Raw genomic sequence first — 15,446 nt, forward strand, 5'->3', positions numbered from 1 at the left:
CTTGTATACCAAGGGAGTTTCTGCATCTGCGTGACTACACTCAAGAATTGCTCCCAGCTTGAAAAATCTGTTGGGCAGTTAAGCTAAGTTCTGGAAATGTTGGGGATTGGATGCGATCATCTCCCCTAAACTGAGTAACTTGGTATTCACCTTCCACCAAATAGTAAACAGAAACAGTAGGTTGTTTGGGGTTACCGATGAACTTATGAGCGCCAAGAGCAAGATAATCTACAATCCAGTATTCAGGAATTCCAATTCCTTCATACTCACCAAATTTTTTGTAGTAATCATCTCGCCAATTAGTACTAACAACTTCAATCACCAGAGGAATTGATGCACCAAGAGTTACAGTAGATTCCTTTTTCCAAAGTGGTTCCGTTGCCAAATTAGGACGATTTAGTATCAACACATCTGGCGAGTAACCTGATTCACTTTCAGGTGGTTTAACTAGTGCTGTTTTGGGTATGGAATAAGGAAGCTTTAATCGTTTAATTTCCACTGCTATCTCTAGCGTTAAAAAACCTGTGATGTCTTCATGATCTCCCAAAGGTTGCGACATTTCAACGATTACCCCATCATGCAGTTCATAGCGTTTTCCATCTGGTTTCCACTCCACAAATTCTTGAAATGTCACTAGTTTGCGTAAGGTTTGAGTCATCTATTTTCCTCCTTTTGTTCTTGCTGCTTTCTACCTCACTTATAAATGACTCTTACTGGGCACCAAAATCATCGAAAAATAAGGCACTTGGGATGGATCCATATCATCCAAGGAAACAACTCGCTGGTTTGCCATCGTCCCTCGTTCAATGTAACGCGCCCGTGATGCCAGTCCTAATTTATGCAACACATCACGAACTTTTGTAAAATGCCGTCGCAGTTTAATAATGACAGCAGCATCAGCATTTAACAATTGTGCTTCTAAAACTTCCGCTGGCAAGGGGGCTGGTAGAACGCTGAAAACATCGTTACGATAACTCAGAGGAACTGCTAGTGCTGAAGCACATCCCATTGGTGAAGACACTCCTGGCACGACTTCTGTTTCAAAATAGTCAGACAATCGTGTAAATACGTACATAAACGAACCGTAAAATAACGGGTCTCCCTCGCACAGTACCACCACATCCCGTCCAGCGGCAAGATGTTCTTGTATAGGAATGACAACCTGATCATAAACTGGTTGTGCTGCATACGGATCAAGAGCGCGGGGAAGATGATACTGTACTTCGATTTGATTACCAGGGAGATATTGGGCTACGATACCTCTAGCAATACTCTCCTTATCGTCTGCAGATTGATAGGCGACCACTGGGCAAGAACGTAATAGCCGCAGTGCTTTCAGTGTTAAAAGTTCTGGCTCGCCAGGACCTACACCAACTCCATAAAGACGACCTTTGTTCATCATTCTTCCTCCGTTGCTAAGGCGTTAACTGCGGCGGCGGCGATCGCACTTCCACCCCGCCGACCATGTAATGTCATAAATGGCACACCAAAACTATCTGCTGCTAGTGCTGCTTTCGATTCTGCCGCACCCACAAACCCAACAGGAAAACCCAGAATCAGCGCTGGTTTTGGTGCCCCAGCGCTCAACATTTCTAGTAGCCGAAACAAAACAGTCGGTGCGTTGCCAATCGTAACCACAGCCCCTTCTAACACTGGTAGCCACAATTCCAAAGCAGCAGCAGAACGGGTGGTTCCCAGTTTTTGAGCAAGTTCTGGCACATCAGGATGATTGAGGGTGCAAATCACTGAATTGTCTGCTGGTAGTCGTCGCCGCGTAATACCTTCTGCTACCATCCGACAATCACACAAAATCGGTGCCCCTGCTGCTAAGGCTGTACGCCCAGATTCGACAGCTGTTGGTGAAGCTGCTAAGTCATAAACAATATCTGTCATCCCACAAGCATGAATCAGACGCACGGCAACATTCGCGACATCTGGGGCAAGTACAGACAGATTTGCCTCTGAGCGAATTATGGCAAAGGATTTACGATATATTTTGTTACCATCTTTTATGTAGTCAATAGTCATTTGTTAGTTATTAGTTTTTAATTGTTAAACGAACCGCCAAGAATAAAAATACTTACATCTTGCACCTGGTAAAACAAATGGCAAAGTCATTACATATTATTTGACGCACTATTCTCGTCCACCTAGGACTGTGAGTCCCAGGCTAATAGTGGAAGTCCATTAAAATGGACTGAAACTGGAACTGATTTTTGAGTCGATTTCAACACTATTTCATATAAGCATTAGTGATTTACAAAGTAATGGTGCAAGATATCAAGATAGGTAATTTTGTAGCGGAAAGGGAGTAGTTGTTAGTTGTTTGTTTATTTACTAACCACTAACCACTCTCCTTTCAAAAAACAATTGTTGTAAGTCTGCAATTACATATTGGTTGACAAATTCACCAAATGATTTATTGGAAGTATCACGTTCTGCCATATATATTTGCAACATTCGCTCTAGCAGTGAAGGTAATTCTGTAAAGGACACCCAACCGTAAAGTTCTCGTCCAAATTTTTCGTGACTATCACCATCACCTACGCAGACTTTATAACCTTCCACCACTTCCCCTTTATCTTCAATATTGAAACCAACAAGAGCAATATCGCTCCTGCTATGCTGAGCACAGGATTTTTCGCAACCTGTGAAGTGAATGTTGACTGGTTGGTCAAGAATAACGCGATCATCCAGGTATTGCGCTAATGCTAGGGCATGATTTTTAGTATCTGTTGCTGAAGACGCACATCCGGTGTTACCAGCGCAAGCAACTAGGGCACTGCGAATATTAGTTGCAGACCAATGCAATCCTAAGTTTTCAATTTTACTTTGTATCTTGGGAATCCACTGTTGAGGAATATCTGATATCAAAAGATTTTGCCAAGGTGTCAGCCTAAGTGTACCACTAGCGTAGGTTTCAGCTATATCCGCTAACCCACGTATTTGTAAAGTATTTAATCTACCAACTGGTACGACAACACCAATGTAGGACAATCCTTTGTGTCGTTGGGGATGGACACCTATGTGTTGGTATTTAGAATAGACATTGCATCCAATATCTCTATATTCCTCCTTAATTTGTGTATGACTGCTTTTCACAGAAAAACGCCGTAGTGGATAGGGAAGATGACGTTCAACTTCTTGAAGAAATCTTTCTATACCTAAGTTGTTCAAAATCTCCCAAAAACGTGGCTGACGTGACTTGCGATGAGGAATTGTGTTTCCAGTCTCTAGTGTGAGATGCTGCAAATAGACTTGTGCCAATGCAGCCACAACCTCAACACACTCCTCTGGTTTTAGCAGGATGTCTGTATCAATAAATGGTTCAAACAGCGATGTACCCAAGTTCAGTTTGAGCCGGAAGTAAACGTTATTATCAACCATAACCGCAGTCAGGGCGATATCGTTCGAGCGATCGCCAATCGACACAGAACCACCGCCATCAAAAGCAACGCTGAATTTCGGTGAAAGTGGCGCTAACTCGGGGTGAGTAGTAATGTAATGATCTAATTCGCGGATGAGTGGTCGAGTATCAATGAGTTCGTAGAAATCAATGCCAGATGTGGGACTACCCATGATATTGCGGAGATGATCAACCTCTGGAATAGCTGAAGCAATACCAATCTCCTGTAGAACTCTTAAAACATTACCGGGAATCTGTGTACGAATTGCACGGATTTGGAGGTTAGCACGATTAGTTATGTTGGTGTAACCTTCTCCAAACTCATCAGCTAAATCAGCTATGACACGACACTGCTGACTCGTCAGTATTCCTCCGGGCAAGCGTATGCGAGATAAAATACCGTCTCGTGCGGATGTTCGATAAAAAAGACCAGGACAAGTAGACACGCCTACAACTCCTTCTCCGTGCGACGCAGAGAGCAGATAATAACTGTGTGTACAAGACACCCTTGGAGTTGGTATTCTGACTAGGGTTTACCCATTACAGCTGCGGCACAGTCCCGGAATTTCACCGGACTTTCCCGACTCCAAGTTTGTGTAGTTTAGCATGGGATAATAGCCTTACCTCTTTTTGCCAAATCTTTTTAATTCTTCCATCAGTCGCTAGATGCACAAATGGTTATCAGTTGTCGGTATTGGTGAGGATGGGCTATCGGGATTGAGTGCGTTCGCCTCTGGCGGGGCTTTGCCCATCGCCCGTTCTCTCCTTGAGCATGCACAAGTAATAGTCGGTGGAAAACGCCATCTCGCCATGCTACCACCAGACGATTCACGAGAAAAACTCCTCTGGACTTCCCCCATCAGTCATTCTATAGAAGAAATTCTCCGTCGCCGGGGTCAATCTGTGTGCGTTTTGGCAAGTGGCGATCCCATGTGCTTTGGTATCGGTGTCACTCTCTCGCGCCATATACCCATTTCTGAGATGACTATCATCCCCGCACCTTCATCTTTCAGTCTTGCTTGTGCCAGACTAGGATGGTCACTCACTGAAGTAGAGACATTAAGCTTAAACGCTCGTCCCCCTGCTCTCATCCAAGCGGCTATCTACCCAGGAGCACGTCTTCTAATTTTAAGCGAAGGCAAGGAAACCCCAGCAATTGTCGCTGAAATATTGACAAAACGTGGTTTTAGTGATAGTAAAATTACCGTCTTAGAACATATGGGCGGTTCTCAGGAGAGAATTATCGCAGGCACAGCCGCTTCATGGACGACAACAGAACTAGCTGATTTGAATACGATCGCTGTAGAGTGTATTGCCGATGCTGGAGTTATCCCCTTACCTCGGTTAGCAGGATTACCAGATGATGCGTATCATCATGATGGACAGTTGACTAAGCGCGAGGTGCGAGCAATAACACTTTCTGCTTTAGCTCCCACACCGGGACAGTTGTTGTGGGATGTGGGTGCGGGGTGTGGTTCGATTGGTATTGAGTGGATGCGGAGTCATTCTCGGTGTCGGGCGATCGCCATTGAACAAAACTCCACCCGACTACAATATATTGCTGATAACGCCGCCGCTCTTGGTACACCTTATTTACAAATTATTGCAGGCAAAGCTCCCGCTGCATTGAAAGACTTACCTCAACCCGACGCCATCTTTCTTGGTGGTGGTGCAACAGCAGAAGGTTTATTTGAGGTGTGTTGGGATGCTTTGCGTCCGGGTGGGCGTTTTGTTGCCAATGCTGTGACAGTTGAAAGCGAGCAGAAGCTGTTGCAATGGCACAATCAGGTAGGCGGGGAGTTGATTCGTGTTGCTGTTCAACGGGCTGCTCCCATTGGCGGGTTTTTGGGGTGGAAGCCGATGGTGCCGGTGACACAGTGGGTGGTGGTGAAGTAGTTGGAAGCAAACATCTATACCACTATTAGCAGTTAGTATCCGTAGGATATTTTAGACTAGAATTTATGGCGACAAGAAGAATCAGGAGATAACGTGTCTGACAACTCACTAATATGTATAGGCGATGGTGACAATATAGGTGACGTAATTGATTTTTATTTACTTTCACAAAATCTTGAGGAAGCTAGCAAGTTTTCATTTCAAGTAAAAGCAGCTATTGAACATATAGCAGAGCTAGCCAAGAATGAAATTGATGCTTCTGTAGTTTACGTAGCTGGTGATGATATATGTTTCGTGGTTCCAGTTAATTTGAATATTATGGATAGTCTAGTTTCCTATTCAGAATTTTTTCTGAAAAGTACTGGAAAAACTATGTCGTTTGGTGTCGGTAAAACATCTGTTGAAGCATTAATTGGTCTAAGAAAAGCAAAAGTTTCAGGCAAAGGTCGCGTAATTACTTTTGGAGATAATTAAAATTGAATACTTTATATATTTTTGTTACTACTGATAGACCTGATCAGTACCTTAATTCAGTTGTTCATTGTATTGAACGAGGTACTAACCGTATAGTATTTATCCAGGTTGAAGATAGCAAGACTCAGCAAGTTCAACTTAACCTACTTCGTACAAATGTTTATGACTTGCTTCAAAACCTTTCTAAAGGATTTTACAAGTACTACACTGGTCTTTTTAAAGATAAGGTAGTTCCATTATACACTGAATACAGTCCTGATGAGCTTTCTAGACTCAAAGCAAAATATACTTTTTGCCTAACAGACTATATTAAGTGGGAGGTTGAAAGAATTCAATACCTTGAATTAAAACAGTACATCTCCTCTTTATATAGAAAGAACAAAAATGCAATTATTGATGTTACATCTGTATCCAAAGTTTATATAGGAGATATCTTTGCGTGTTCCCTACTTGAGAATGTTAGCAAATTATGTACATTTGAATTATTAATAAAGCCAGATTTTGATAAACCCTGGAACACTCTTATTCATGAGTTAGAGGAAGGTAAACAATACAGATACACTAATTTGGTTGAAACACCAATTTTCAAAGAAAGTACTAAAGCTATTTTGGTTAGGACAATGCCCTTATTAGTTTCAGTGATTGGTACTGTTTTATTTGTAGCTTTAGCTCTTGTCGCAACTTCCATTTTCGGTTTCGATAGTCGATTTGCCCAAGCTATGAGTACTGTTGGAACGGCATTAGGAATTATTTCTTTTTTTCTCATATACTTTCCTGTACGCGGTAGATAGAGAGCCTTGAAGCAGGTGATTCGCTTGATGAGTTTCTAGACCATTTTCCTAGTACAGTGCGGCGTAAGTTTAGATAGGGTTATACTGCCAAACGCTTCCCCTTAAAAGTCTATATTTACACCCTAACCGAATTTACGCCTTGGAGTACTAGTGTCAGTCATGAGCAGGCGATAGCTTCGCTGCTGCGCTGAGCGCAGATCGCAGTCTTGGAATTAGCAAATGAAACGGTTATTTAATCGGACATGATGATATGAATCAAGGTTGAGTTTGGTCTGTGGGCTAGGATCAATAAGTTAACAGTTCTTCTATACCTCCCAACAGCCCATCGTTGTTACACTGTGAGCATGATTCAACATTCTACATATTGACGATGCGTTCAATTGAGCAACTGACAGAAGAAGTCCTATCTTTGCCCAGTGCATCAAGGGCACTCCTAGCTGAGAAGCTGGTTGAAAGCTTGGAATTCAACACTGATCCAGCAATTCAAGCAGTTTGGACTACAGAGGCAAAAAGACGGCGAGATGAAGTCCGAAGTGGTTCTGTTCAACCAATTCCTGGGGAAGAAGCGTTAGCTCAGGTAAGACAACTGCTTGAGCAATGAAGTATGTATTTCATCCTGAAGCGCTTACTGAATATGCTGAGGCTGTCCAATATTATACAGAGCGCCGTGCAGAGGTTGCGCAGGCTTTTATTGATGCGGTTGAGGATGCAATCTATCGAATAAGAGAGTCTCCAACTCGATGGCGTGCTATTGATGAGGATATTCGGCGATGTCTGACGCGAAAATTCCCGTATGGAATTCTTTATACAATTGAGCAAGACTACATCCTCATTTTGGCTGTGATGCATTGCAGTCGAGAGCCTGGATATTGGAAAAGTCGCAGCGAATAGAAGCAGATCGCTCCTCTAATGCTTACAGTAGTTCAACAAACTCGTCCACGCTCAAACCCACTTGGCGGATAATAGCACGTAAAGTCCCTCGATCTAACTCCTTGTGATCTGGTACAGTAACTGTCGTTTTAGGTTCTTCGCGAACTAAAATGATGTGGCTTCCACGCTGCCGATTTACGACAAAGCCGATTTGCTCTAGTGCTTTAACACATTCTGCACCTGAAATGACAGGCAACTTACTCATACCAGTACAACTTCTACTCTATCTTCTGGAATAGGCTGACCTTGCTCTTGCAGAATTTCGATGTAGAGAGCGATCGCTTCTTCAATATTGGCTAAAGCTTCCTCACGAGTTTTCCCCTGGCTAATGCAACCTGGTAAACTCGGTACCTCGACAACAAAATAACCATCTTCACCAGGATACAGCAGTACTTTGCGCTTAGATTCGGCTTGAGGTTTTGTCACTGTCATTGCTCAACACTTGCTTGGTGACTTCATCCAAATGCTAACACTCATTACAGGAAGCAATAAGGCTTTAGTTATGACGGTCGTAGGCTAGGATCAATAAGTTCTCCGCTCAATCTCTTCTTGACAACTTTAGCACAAGCCAGTTGATGTGCTTGATATATTCAATCACCTGAGTCATAAGCGCACAACTTCAACTTTATCGTCTGGAACAAATTCACCCTGCTCTTGCAGAACTTCAATGTAGAGAGCGATCTTATATCCCACACCAAGCCAATGGCGATCGCTTCGATGTGGGCGCTCAGCCCAACGGTGCGGGGCTTACGGTGCAACAGCTAAAAATAGTTATACTGGTATTTTTTTTATCTTCTCATCATTTAGTTACCAAAAATTCATCAATAATTATCAGTTTCCTCATGAATTTGTCAATACTCCCAGGCAAACTAGGTCTATAGACATTTCGTTACTGCTTTGACATGAACAAAATTCAGATCATAAACTTTCCTTGGAGTGGAACTCTTCACTAAATGTAGCAATCATTAATTGGCGTGGGTGAGAGAAAAATTATGTTGGAAAAACTATTGTTAGCAGTTACGATTACTTTTTCTTTAAATCTGTTTTCGCAAGTTCACATACCCAAGCAAACGAATACAAATCTCAATAATTACCAACAACAAGCTGAAAGAGCAGCAAATCTTGTGGTAGCATTGCCACGGCAGGAGATTTTTTTTAAAGAAAGCAAATGACCAACAAAGAATTCAAAACTCACAGAACACAAAACGCTGTATTAGTCTCGTGGATTTTTGAATCTTACTGAGTTGATTTCGTTTTAACTTGTTTTGTTTTCAAATTTGTCAAGTGTAGGTGGTCAGTTCTCAAGATCGCACAAACATAACTAACATTGCCCTAGATCTGTTACCTCATAACAAAGAGGTGCACCAAGGCGAGTATCTTTGTAAAAGACGTATGAAGTCTTTTTTTGTTCCATTATCTTTGTGTTTCGTTTAGTATACCAAGAGTGTTCCAGTCAAAAATCCGTCACTCTATCAAGGAACTTCCAACTCATTAACAGGTCTAATAGATAGGGATGATTTAAAGCCAGTGCGATCTATGAGTCAATCGATTACTGTATCCTGGTCAACAGTTGATACAAGGCTTCCAGAAACCTCAGTACAAGTTGATAAACTCTCAAATCATGACCTAATTTTGCGTTGTCAAGCAGGATTACGCCCTGATCGTGCTGGGTTTGCTGAGTTGTTACGTAGATATCAATCCCAGGTAGATAGAGTCTTATACCATCTAGCTCCTGATTGGCCTGACAGAGCTGATTTGGCTCAAGAGGTTTGGATTCGTGTATATCGGAATATTAACCGATTACAAGAACCATCCAAATTCCGAGGCTGGTTAAGCCGTATTGCCACCAACTTGTTTTACGATGAGTTGCGTAAGCGCAAGCGGGTTGTCAGTCCTTTGTCACTGGATGCTCCCCGTTCGGTAGACGATGGCGAGATGGATTGGGAAATTGCAGGAGATACTCCGGGACCAGAGGAAGAACTGACGACTAGAGAGTTTTATGAGCAACTACGTGAGGCGATCGCTGATTTGCCAGAAGTATTCCGCACAACAATAGTTCTACGAGAAATCGAAGGATTGGCATATGAAGAAATTGCCGAAATCACTGGTGTTTCTCTAGGAACAGTTAAGTCGAGAATAGCTAGAGCAAGAGCGAGATTGCAATCTCAGTTGCAAAATTATTTAGATTCGTAATAACAGTTTCCATCCTTTGGTTAATGGCAGATTATGATAATTCGTTAGTATTATGAAAGAGATAGCAGAGTGCTTCTGCCAACAGGAAAAGAATTGATTCATTTCTCATCTTAGTCCGCTGTGTTTACCCGTGTAGGAATTGGTAATAATGTTAAAATGACTACTGATTCTCAGTTTGATGACCGTTCTGCCTTGCAACATCACAAAGATTTGCGAGGTGGGAATACTGAGCATACCAATGAATCAACGGGTGCTATGGATATGGTGAAGCGCGATCGCTTCGAGTTATTGAGTGCTTACCTCGATGGTGAGGTGACGGCTGCTGAACGCAAGCAAGTCGATAAATGGCTTGCAGAGGATGCGACAGTTAAGCGTTTGCATGCGCGACTCTTAAAGTTGCGACAAGGTGTACGGGCTATTCCAGTACCTGAACCACAACAGTCAGTAGAAGAAACAGTCGAGCAAGTGATGGCACGTTTGCGCCGTCGCCCTAGGCTAGTATTGATGGCTGGAGGGGCTGCTATTGCAGCTTGCATGATTAGCGCCTTTTCTGGTCTACTGACAGGTGGTGAGTCTAGGCTACCTCAGCTGGCTCAGAACCAACCAATGCAGACACAATCAGTAACGTCTACTCCTGTTGTCGCCTCACCGCTTAGGGTTGCTATAAATAATCCGGTGATCCCAATTCCAAAAACAGCAGAAGCCTCTCCTGAAAATTTAGATGATAAAAAAGTAGAGCCTCAATCGCACGATATCGAGCACAACTTCAATGTTGAATACAATGTAAATTAAAAAGTTATGAATGATGAATTTTAAGTAAAAAATTAAGTTAAAAAAAATTAGAATTCATCATTTGTGTTTATTAAAACTATTCCACCAACCCAATGGTTGGTGGATACCTTGTAATTGAATGGCTAGCTTTTCTGTCATTATGTAGACCCAGGCATCACCAAGCAAGTGTCCTTGTAGATCCTGGGTTTCTATTTGCTTTCTGTTGTAAAGGTTTTCTGATGCGTCTCGATCAGGATGGTAACCTTCCAACTCGTCCAAAGCCGTCAACACATCTGGGTTCGCAAATGAGAGTAAATATCCGTATACGGCGCTATCTCCTGGTGTCATCGCGGGATAACCCATTGGTAGGGCAAACAATTTTCCCTGCGCAACGGCTCTAGTAGTATTGACTACCTTAGCAGCACAGTATCTTTGATAATTTTCTTCACCTGGTTTAAGAGTCCCGTAGACAAAAACTTTTATCACCAAGAATCCTTAATAAGTCCTGAAGTTGCTAGTTACAAAAATGCGTGTTTCAAGGGTATTGGCAAAGACCGAGATTCAAACCTTGAGCAGAAATATTTTCTTCGTCGCTACATGAATCGATTTTGCACACTTGTCTCGTAATCAAGCTGAAAACCCTTTCAATGTAAGTCTTTTACTCATATTCTGCTTGAAATACAATACTACATTTTATTTACAATGTAAAAGATGTAATGTATTCTGCACAAGCTGTAAAATTTTGCGAATTCTCCCAATATTATAAATGTAACGATTTAAATTGGGGGAGTGAATGTGCCAAAAGCTGGCATGAGAATCAGACAACTAGCCCACGAACGTAGAAGTAAAGCTTTAGCACGCTTTGGAGGAGCATTTAGTTTAGTTGTCTCTCCCTTTTTGATTTTGTTACTGATACCAATCCCGTCGCGATTGGGAATATTGGTTGTGCTTGGCTGCTGGGTTGGTGCAGCTTTGCTTTACCAACAAGGGCAACAGTTGTGGATCAAAGCCAATCAAGCAGACCAAGGTGCCCACGGAGAAGAAGAGGTAGCGCGACTGTTAGAACCTCTGGAACGCCAAGGCTGGATAATTGAATACAATGTTCCGCTTAAGCGCTGGGGTGATGCGGATGTATTTTTGTGTTCCCCTAAAAGCAATTATTTTGTAATAGATGTCAAAAGTAATAAAGGCAGAGTATTTTTTGATGGTGCGATGCTGAAGCGACGCTACGGCAAGCAGGTTCATGATTTTAATAATGGGAAAAACTTGTTACAAGCAGTTAAGGGTCAGGCAAGCGCTTTAAAAGAGATGAAGCGCGTGAGTTTTGTGCAACCAATCATTTGTTTTACCCAGGCAAATCTAGAGAAAATCAAGCAGAACAAGCAAATTAATGGTGTATATGTAGTTAATGCAGTAAATTTATTAAGTTTATTGACGTCAGGATCAAAGAAATTGACAAAATATAGCTAGCTTAGTTTTGATGGTAGTATAGTTACTTCAATACTTAAAAAATAAGTATCTATAATAAAACAAATACAAAAAATCCTAATGTAGTATGACTAACAAAATGAAGTAACTTATAATACAGAAAAATATTTTGAAGAATTCCCTTAAGTATCTGTAGACGATGACAACTCTTATATTTGTACATGGTACAGGGATACGAGCAACTCAATATGAGGAAACTTTTGTACTAATTCAACAAAAGGTTGGTGTCCAACGTCCCGATATCAAGGTTGTCCCTTGCTTGTGGGGTGAGATGTTTGGAACCAAGTTAAATGCCCAAGGGGCATCTATACCTTTGTATGATGCAACACTAGCATTGTCGGAAGAAGAGGAAGATAAAGAAATTTTGCTGTGGGAACAGCTATACCGCGATCCCCTGTATGAATTGCGGTTATTGTCACTAAAACCGAATTCGGAAGATACTGCTAATCCTTTTGCAGAACAACCCAGCGATGAATTAAATTCTCGCTTGCAAAGCCTGAACCCTTCACCTGAATTACAAGCTCTTTTGGTAAAGGCAGGAATTGCTTTGGTGTTTGATGAAGCACTACAAGCAGTTATTCGCAGTCAAGCTTACCAACAAGCCTTGCAAAAGGCATCAGAATCTTTAGGTGAGTATTGTGATGCTGTAGCAAGAGCGATTGTGGCTCAGGCTATGTTTGACTGTGAACAACAGGAAAAATATCCACCAATTCTCACTAATGCTGAATTACGGGATGAAGTGGTAGAAAAGCTAAGTTGTGCCTTGGGAGAAGCAGAGTTGGGATTGGGAGGCTGGGTGTGGAAGCCTCTTTCTCTGCTGACGCATCCAACTACGTTTGCGATGAAGCGCAAGCGCGGTAGTATTACAGACGCAATTTCACCCTTTCCTTGCGATATCTTGCTTTATCAGAGTCGAGGAGAACGAATTCGGCAATTTATCCGAGAAATTATTGAGCAAGCTGAACCACCAGTAGTTTTACTAACTCATAGCTTGGGAGGTATTGCCTGCGTTGACTTGCTTGTTAAAGAATCGTTGGAACAGGTGGCGCTATTAGTAACGGTTGGTTCCCAAGCACCATTTTTATACGAGATTAATGCACTACACAGTTTAGAATATAGTGATCCACTGCCAGAGCATTTCCCAACTTGGTTGAATATATACGATTTGCGGGATTTTCTCAGTTACATTGGGGCTAATGTTTTCCCCGATAAAGTGCAGGATGTCTTAGTAGATAACAAACAACCATTTCCGCGATCGCACGGCGCTTACTGGGAAAATCCAGCCACATGGAAAGCGATCGTCTCCAGATTACCATGAGTGAGATAGTTGCCAAACCAGAGGAGACTTATGGGCTAGTTGTAGGTATCGAGAAATACTACGAGACTTCTTGGAATGTAAAGGGCGGTGGTCCTGTTAATGACGCTTTGAAGTTCACGGACTGGCTGTGTAAGCGAGGCGTACTGAAAGAAAATATCCGGCTTTGCTTGTCGCCGTTAGAGGAAAATCGTTACTTAGTCGAGCAATCACAGTTAGAAGTAGAAGCAGCAACCGAGAATAATCTGTCCGACATAATTGAGAATTTTTTATCCAAAAAGAAAGGAGATTTGCTCTTTATTTTTTGGGTGGGACATGGCTTGCTTACTTCAGAACGAGAACGCAGGCTATTTTGTGCTGATGCCACATCTCAAAATTGGCGAAACCTAGATTTGAATTCTTTGCTCCTTTTATTAGCTTCCGATTGGTTTCAGATTCGGAATCATATTTGCATGGTTGATGCCTGTGCCAATTATGTTTTGGAGTCGAAAGGAAGACCAACGAACTTCAAGGGTAAAGAATTTTCTAGTGGTAGCCCCAGGCAAGACATTCAACAGTTTGTATTGCTTGCCACCAGAGAAGGAGAAACAGCAAAGGTTAACACTAAAAGTCAAACAGGATATTTCTCTCAAGCAGTCAGAGAGGTACTTGAACAGGAAGCTTTGGAATCTTGGCCTCCAAATATGGAGGTAATTGCTGAAAAAGTTAAACGGCAATTTGCCAGTTTAGATAAAAAACAATTACCAACTTATTTTTATCGTCGCAGTTGGGATGGAGATTTTGATATTTATCGTCCAACCAACTTAAATCTGCCAGAGAAATTTCATCAGTTAAACGATGAATCGGGAAAAAATGCTTCAGGTAAGTCACCAACTTTGTTCATTCCAAACACCACAACTTTCGATTTTGAAGTGGTGACTGTGAATGCACAAGGTAGAGAAACCAAACGGTGGAGGGAACAGGCAAAGTACTTTATAGAAAGTTTGGACAATGAAGTTTGCCTAGAAATGGTTTGCATCCCAGATGGAAAATTTTCAATGGGAGCACCCAAAGAAGAATTTGAATCTGATGAGGATGAGCGTCCCCAACATTTAGTCACTGTAAAATCTTTCTTTATGAGTCGTTATCCTATCACTCAGGCGCAGTGGAGAGTAGTTGCAAACTTTCAAAAAATCCAACGTGAACTTGATTTAGAACCATCCTCTTTTAAAGGAGATAACCTACCTGTAGAGCTAGTTTCTTGGCGTGATGCACAAGAGTTTTGTGCGCGACTATCGCAGAAAACACAACGAATATATCGCTTACCAAGTGAAGCCGAATGGGAATATGCTTGTCGCGCTAGAACAAAAACCCCATTCCATTTTGGTGCAACAATCACAACACATTTGGCAAACTATTGTGGAGAAGACGCCAATCAAGTTTATAAACAACAGACAACCGAGGTTGGTATTTTTCCAGCTAATACCTTCGGACTATGCGATATGCACGGGTTAGTCTGGGAATGGTGTGAGGACTATCAACACGAAGACTATCAAGGCGCACCATTAGATGGAAGTTCATGGATGAATGATGGAAATTCTGAATATCGAATATTGCGGGGTGGTTCTTGGGATTCTTCTCCTCGTTTCTGTCGCTCTACATCTCGGTTTTTTGAAAACCCAAACGTTCCGGACAAAGAATTTGGGTTTCGAGTTGTCTGCTCTTCTTAAGAAAGTTTTATGATTAATGTGATATTAATTTAGCTATTCTTTCTTGTATTGACAAAATGGACAAAGAATCGGATATTTGTAAGCTAGTTTCTTGACGGATTTGAACCTTCTTATTTATCAGCGATTTCCTACAAGCATCTCTATAAGGATGAGAAAGCCAGTTCCAACTTCCTACAACAGCAAATTTGGTGTCGCAAACTAAAATTTTTTCGTTTGTTCCCCTGCTTGCTACTTGTGTTTCTTTGCCTAATCTAATTAAAAGTGAACCTGGATATTCAGAAAATAGTTCTGCCAATTTTTCTTCATATTGAGCTTCATTATTATCATTCTCTTCGTCTCCTTGAAAACCATAAATGACTTTTACGTTTACTCCTCTTTCCAAAGCAGAAATGTCCTTTGAATCATAATGTGGGAAAAATTTTGAACCATAAATTGGAAAAAAGTTAACGCAAATTTAGGCTTTTCGCGCCAAT

19 protein-coding genes and 1 riboswitch are annotated in these 15,446 nt (G+C 41.7%); of the genes, 11 read left to right on the forward strand and 8 right to left on the reverse strand.

All coding sequences use genetic code 11. The annotated features are described in order from the left end of the window. Positions 1-40: 40 nt before the first annotated feature. From AC5JM2_RS13450 to cobG, 4 genes are all read right to left on the reverse strand, one after another. Entirely contained in the window at positions 41-658 is a 618-nt protein-coding gene (locus AC5JM2_RS13450; protein ID WP_495835377.1) for a Uma2 family endonuclease, read from the reverse strand. Between the two features lie 39 nt (positions 659-697). Then, positions 698-1,402 carry a precorrin-2 C(20)-methyltransferase gene (locus AC5JM2_RS13455; protein WP_495835378.1) on the reverse strand — a complete coding sequence of 235 codons (705 nt, stop codon included), beginning with the start codon at positions 1,400-1,402 and terminating at the stop codon, positions 698-700. Beyond that, a complete protein-coding gene (locus tag AC5JM2_RS13460; RefSeq protein WP_495835379.1) occupies positions 1,399-2,028 on the reverse strand; it encodes a precorrin-8X methylmutase in 630 nt (209 codons plus the stop codon). The genes AC5JM2_RS13455 and AC5JM2_RS13460 overlap by 4 nt, the downstream gene beginning before the upstream one ends. Before the next feature lie 309 nt (positions 2,029-2,337). Next, positions 2,338-3,852: a precorrin-3B synthase gene (gene cobG / locus AC5JM2_RS13465; RefSeq protein WP_495835380.1), complete on the reverse strand. Its 1,515-nt coding sequence runs from the start codon at positions 3,850-3,852 to the stop codon at positions 2,338-2,340. Between the two features lie 49 nt (positions 3,853-3,901). Then, positions 3,902-4,010: riboswitch (cobalamin riboswitch) on the reverse strand. Between the two features lie 62 nt (positions 4,011-4,072). On the opposite strand from cobG, the gene cbiE reads away from it, so the two are divergent. The 5 genes from cbiE to AC5JM2_RS13490 all read left to right on the forward strand — a co-directional run bounded on the left by cbiE (position 4,073) and on the right by AC5JM2_RS13490 (position 7,458). Continuing rightward, positions 4,073-5,302, forward strand: coding sequence for a precorrin-6y C5,15-methyltransferase (decarboxylating) subunit CbiE (cbiE, locus tag AC5JM2_RS13470; RefSeq protein WP_495835381.1), 1,230 nt, complete (start codon positions 4,073-4,075; stop codon positions 5,300-5,302). A 93-nt stretch (positions 5,303-5,395) separates the two neighbouring features. Next, positions 5,396-5,776 (forward strand): mCpol domain-containing protein, encoded by a 381-nt coding sequence (locus tag AC5JM2_RS13475; protein ID WP_495835382.1) that lies wholly within the window; start codon positions 5,396-5,398, stop codon positions 5,774-5,776. Positions 5,777-5,778: 2 nt separating this feature from the next. Beyond that, the gene (locus AC5JM2_RS13480; protein ID WP_495835383.1) at positions 5,779-6,567 is read left to right on the forward strand and encodes a hypothetical protein; all 789 of its coding nucleotides are present in this window, start codon (positions 5,779-5,781) and stop codon (positions 6,565-6,567) included. Positions 6,568-6,937: 370 nt separating this feature from the next. Beyond that, entirely contained in the window at positions 6,938-7,168 is a 231-nt protein-coding gene (locus AC5JM2_RS13485) for an addiction module protein (protein WP_210615973.1), read from the forward strand. Further along, positions 7,165-7,458 carry a type II toxin-antitoxin system RelE/ParE family toxin gene (locus AC5JM2_RS13490; protein WP_495835384.1) on the forward strand — a complete coding sequence of 98 codons (294 nt, stop codon included), beginning with the start codon at positions 7,165-7,167 and terminating at the stop codon, positions 7,456-7,458. Before AC5JM2_RS13485 ends, AC5JM2_RS13490 begins: the two co-directional genes overlap by 4 nt. 22 nt (positions 7,459-7,480) lie before the next feature. Here the strand turns inward: AC5JM2_RS13490 and AC5JM2_RS13495 are convergent, their stop codons facing one another. Both AC5JM2_RS13495 and AC5JM2_RS13500 read right to left on the reverse strand, forming a co-directional pair. Then, complete coding sequence (locus AC5JM2_RS13495; protein WP_495835385.1) at positions 7,481-7,702, reverse strand: type II toxin-antitoxin system HicA family toxin; 222 nt, start codon at positions 7,700-7,702, stop codon at positions 7,481-7,483. Continuing rightward, positions 7,699-7,929: a type II toxin-antitoxin system HicB family antitoxin gene (locus tag AC5JM2_RS13500; protein WP_495835386.1), complete on the reverse strand. Its 231-nt coding sequence runs from the start codon at positions 7,927-7,929 to the stop codon at positions 7,699-7,701. Before AC5JM2_RS13500 ends, AC5JM2_RS13495 begins: the two co-directional genes overlap by 4 nt. 560 nt (positions 7,930-8,489) lie before the next feature. Between AC5JM2_RS13500 and AC5JM2_RS13505 the strand changes: the two genes are divergently transcribed. From AC5JM2_RS13505 to AC5JM2_RS13515, 3 genes are all read left to right on the forward strand, one after another. Next, positions 8,490-8,669 carry a QAALIT motif small membrane protein gene (locus AC5JM2_RS13505; protein ID WP_495835387.1) on the forward strand — a complete coding sequence of 60 codons (180 nt, stop codon included), beginning with the start codon at positions 8,490-8,492 and terminating at the stop codon, positions 8,667-8,669. A gap of 364 nt (positions 8,670-9,033) precedes the next feature. Further along, positions 9,034-9,690 carry a sigma-70 family RNA polymerase sigma factor gene (locus AC5JM2_RS13510; RefSeq protein ID WP_495835388.1) on the forward strand — a complete coding sequence of 219 codons (657 nt, stop codon included), beginning with the start codon at positions 9,034-9,036 and terminating at the stop codon, positions 9,688-9,690. A gap of 156 nt (positions 9,691-9,846) precedes the next feature. Then, the gene (locus AC5JM2_RS13515) at positions 9,847-10,482 is read left to right on the forward strand and encodes an anti-sigma factor family protein (protein ID WP_495835389.1); all 636 of its coding nucleotides are present in this window, start codon (positions 9,847-9,849) and stop codon (positions 10,480-10,482) included. Between the two features lie 57 nt (positions 10,483-10,539). Here the strand turns inward: AC5JM2_RS13515 and AC5JM2_RS13520 are convergent, their stop codons facing one another. Beyond that, on the reverse strand, positions 10,540-10,944 hold the full coding sequence (locus tag AC5JM2_RS13520) for a gamma-glutamylcyclotransferase family protein (protein WP_495835395.1): 405 nt from the start codon (positions 10,942-10,944) through the stop codon (positions 10,540-10,542). A 327-nt stretch (positions 10,945-11,271) separates the two neighbouring features. Here AC5JM2_RS13520 and AC5JM2_RS13525 point away from each other — a divergent pair, with 327 nt between their 5' ends. From AC5JM2_RS13525 to AC5JM2_RS13535, 3 genes are all read left to right on the forward strand, one after another. After that, positions 11,272-11,931: a nuclease-related domain-containing protein gene (locus AC5JM2_RS13525; protein WP_495835390.1), complete on the forward strand. Its 660-nt coding sequence runs from the start codon at positions 11,272-11,274 to the stop codon at positions 11,929-11,931. Between the two features lie 157 nt (positions 11,932-12,088). Then, positions 12,089-13,267: a lipase family protein gene (locus tag AC5JM2_RS13530; protein ID WP_495835391.1), complete on the forward strand. Its 1,179-nt coding sequence runs from the start codon at positions 12,089-12,091 to the stop codon at positions 13,265-13,267. Next, on the forward strand, positions 13,237-14,973 hold the full coding sequence (locus tag AC5JM2_RS13535; protein WP_495835392.1) for a formylglycine-generating enzyme family protein: 1,737 nt from the start codon (positions 13,237-13,239) through the stop codon (positions 14,971-14,973). Before AC5JM2_RS13530 ends, AC5JM2_RS13535 begins: the two co-directional genes overlap by 31 nt. A gap of 13 nt (positions 14,974-14,986) precedes the next feature. On the opposite strand, the gene AC5JM2_RS13540 is transcribed toward AC5JM2_RS13535, so the two are convergent. After that, complete coding sequence (locus AC5JM2_RS13540) at positions 14,987-15,355, reverse strand: phospholipase D-like domain-containing protein (protein ID WP_495835393.1); 369 nt, start codon at positions 15,353-15,355, stop codon at positions 14,987-14,989. Positions 15,356-15,446: the final 91 nt, after the last annotated feature.

This window comes from Brasilonema angustatum (assembly GCF_059505445.1).

Bases quoted from the DNA above. Each gene is read 5' to 3' on its own strand.
- AC5JM2_RS13505 (WP_495835387.1), top strand. From the start codon at position 8,490: ATGTTGGAAAAACTATTGTTAGCAGTTACGATTACTTTTTCTTTAAAT.
- AC5JM2_RS13500 (WP_495835386.1), bottom strand. From the start codon at position 7,929: ATGACAGTGACAAAACCTCAAGCCGAATCTAAGCGCAAAGTACTGCTG.
- AC5JM2_RS13525 (WP_495835390.1), top strand. From the start codon at position 11,272: ATGAGAATCAGACAACTAGCCCACGAACGTAGAAGTAAAGCTTTAGCA.
- AC5JM2_RS13530 (WP_495835391.1), top strand. From the start codon at position 12,089: ATGACAACTCTTATATTTGTACATGGTACAGGGATACGAGCAACTCAA.
- AC5JM2_RS13460 (WP_495835379.1), bottom strand. From the start codon at position 2,028: ATGACTATTGACTACATAAAAGATGGTAACAAAATATATCGTAAATCC.
- AC5JM2_RS13455 (WP_495835378.1), bottom strand. From the start codon at position 1,402: ATGATGAACAAAGGTCGTCTTTATGGAGTTGGTGTAGGTCCTGGCGAG.
- AC5JM2_RS13515 (WP_495835389.1), top strand. From the start codon at position 9,847: ATGACTACTGATTCTCAGTTTGATGACCGTTCTGCCTTGCAACATCAC.
- cbiE (WP_495835381.1), top strand. From the start codon at position 4,073: ATGCACAAATGGTTATCAGTTGTCGGTATTGGTGAGGATGGGCTATCG.
- AC5JM2_RS13490 (WP_495835384.1), top strand. From the start codon at position 7,165: ATGAAGTATGTATTTCATCCTGAAGCGCTTACTGAATATGCTGAGGCT.
- AC5JM2_RS13450 (WP_495835377.1), bottom strand. From the start codon at position 658: ATGACTCAAACCTTACGCAAACTAGTGACATTTCAAGAATTTGTGGAG.
- AC5JM2_RS13535 (WP_495835392.1), top strand. From the start codon at position 13,237: ATGGAAAGCGATCGTCTCCAGATTACCATGAGTGAGATAGTTGCCAAA.
- AC5JM2_RS13510 (WP_495835388.1), top strand. From the start codon at position 9,034: ATGAGTCAATCGATTACTGTATCCTGGTCAACAGTTGATACAAGGCTT.
- AC5JM2_RS13495 (WP_495835385.1), bottom strand. From the start codon at position 7,702: ATGAGTAAGTTGCCTGTCATTTCAGGTGCAGAATGTGTTAAAGCACTA.
- AC5JM2_RS13485 (WP_210615973.1), top strand. From the start codon at position 6,938: ATGCGTTCAATTGAGCAACTGACAGAAGAAGTCCTATCTTTGCCCAGT.